We start from the raw sequence: 1,762 nt of genomic DNA on the forward strand, positions 1-1,762 counted from the left end.
TTGCTGAAAAGCAAAAACCGGACGGAAAACAGAGGAATACACAGGGGGTTTCCACCCCAGAAGCCAATAAATAGAGGCTTCGGAAAGCGGCGTGGAAATTCATGAGTTGTTCAGAGCTTCCCTAGAAGTAATCACTGACCGCCACGAGTTAAGCATTCCGCCAGAGGTGAGCATGCAGGCTCTGAAAGGCTATAGCATCTACGCGTTAAAAGCTGTATTTAACGGTCACGGAGACGGATTGCGCGAGATCGTCAAGAAAAACCTATCAAGTTAATGCACAAACGATGCGAGCACGCAAACCACCAAGGAAATATCGCGAAAATAATAACGCTAATCTTTTCCACAATTTTTATCAGAGTAAAACTTTTGTGCATTGTTGAGCGATCAAAATTGCGAACCCCACTTGAGCTGATCGATGCCTGATTCCTGCGGAGTAGATCTTGAAAAACAGCTTTTTTAGCTGGATGCATGGGACCAACAAACCTTACTTCCGTCTCTATTATTGCGACCCCGATTATCACCACCAAGATTATTGAAACAACAGGCTCATGTAACTGTACTTTAGCAATAAACAGGTGATGGTGCCGATAGCTGACTATAGTAAAGGATTCCCAGCAACGATGTTCCGAGGTCTATCATGTCTCTACCCTACCCTAGAACCTTTTCGCATATCGGCATCTCTGTTCCCAATCTGGAGGCGGCAGTTAAGTTCTACACAGAAGTGCTGGGCTGGTACCTGATCATGAAACCCACCAGAATTCTTGAAGATGATTCACCTATCGGTGAAATGTGCTCTGACGTTTTTGGTCAGGGCTGGGACTATTTTGACATCGCCCATCTTTCCACTGGTGATCGTATCGGCGTGGAAATATTTCAGTTTAAAAACCAAGAAAACCCAGAGGACAACTTCGAGTATTGGAAGACAGGGGTCTTCCATTTCGCGGTACAAGATCCCAACCTGGAAGAACTGGCGGAGAGGATTGTGGCTGCGGGCGGGAAAAAGAGAATGCCGCAGCCGCGCTACTACTATCCCGGAGAGAAGCCTTACCGTATGCAGTATCTTGAAGATCCTTTTGGCAACATCCTGGAATTATATAGCCACTGCTACGAACTAACCTATTCCGCTGGCGCTTACTGACCTGCAGGTCTGCGGTTATTGATTCCATAGCAAAAAATTACTTGGGGCCTTGTCAGTCACTACTGCATTCACACCTGCGTTCTATAATTTTGTTCAGGGAAGATTTTTTCATATGGTTTCTCCAGATAAACCGGAGAAACCAACTTGAGCTGGCGGATGCCAGTTTTCTGCGGAGTCGATACTCCAAACTCGCAAAGGCATATCCATAAAAGAACCACTACGGATAATCTCTGCGCTAGCGCTGACCGGTTCCGGCAGCGCTTTTACTACCATCTACTCCCCTCCCCAAAATGGTCACGCTGCTTTTAACAAGTGGGCTATCCAGCAGCCGATGATTCACAAACAACTTTTCAAAAACCAGCTCTTCAAAAACCAACGCCTTAGCAACTAACCCTCAGCACCCATTACCTCAACAATCATCACCTCAACAATGATTACCTCTACAACTATAACCGCAACAACTATCACCTCAACTCAAGAAATACCAATTGAAGCATTAGGGAAGCTCTGAACAACTCATAAATTTCCACGCAGCTCTCCGAAGCCTCTATTTATTGGCTTCTGGGGTGGAAACCCCCTGTGTATTCCTCTGTTTTCCGTCCGGAATTTGCTTTTCAGCAAACT

General features: G+C 45.8%; 2 protein-coding genes. One reads left to right on the top strand and one right to left on the bottom strand.

The window, feature by feature from the left end; translation table 11 throughout:
- The first annotated feature begins 637 nt into the window (after positions 1-637).
- Complete coding sequence (locus ABEA58_RS14225) at positions 638-1,138, top strand: lactoylglutathione lyase family protein (RefSeq protein WP_345552562.1); 501 nt, start codon at positions 638-640, stop codon at positions 1,136-1,138.
- Between the two features lie 108 nt (positions 1,139-1,246).
- Here the strand turns inward: ABEA58_RS14225 and ABEA58_RS14230 are convergent, their stop codons facing one another.
- Positions 1,247-1,411: a hypothetical protein gene (locus ABEA58_RS14230; RefSeq protein WP_345552564.1), complete on the bottom strand. Its 165-nt coding sequence runs from the start codon at positions 1,409-1,411 to the stop codon at positions 1,247-1,249.
- Between the last annotated feature and the right edge of the window lie 351 nt (positions 1,412-1,762).

Source organism: Microbulbifer aestuariivivens (assembly GCF_039545115.1).
Classification (GTDB): domain Bacteria; phylum Pseudomonadota; class Gammaproteobacteria; order Pseudomonadales; family Cellvibrionaceae; genus Microbulbifer; species Microbulbifer aestuariivivens.

Coding starts and splice junctions, on each gene's coding strand:
- ABEA58_RS14225 (WP_345552562.1), top strand. CDS start 638: ATGTCTCTACCCTACCCTAGAACCTTTTCGCATATCGGCATCTCTGTT.
- ABEA58_RS14230 (WP_345552564.1), bottom strand. CDS start 1,411: ATGGTAGTAAAAGCGCTGCCGGAACCGGTCAGCGCTAGCGCAGAGATT.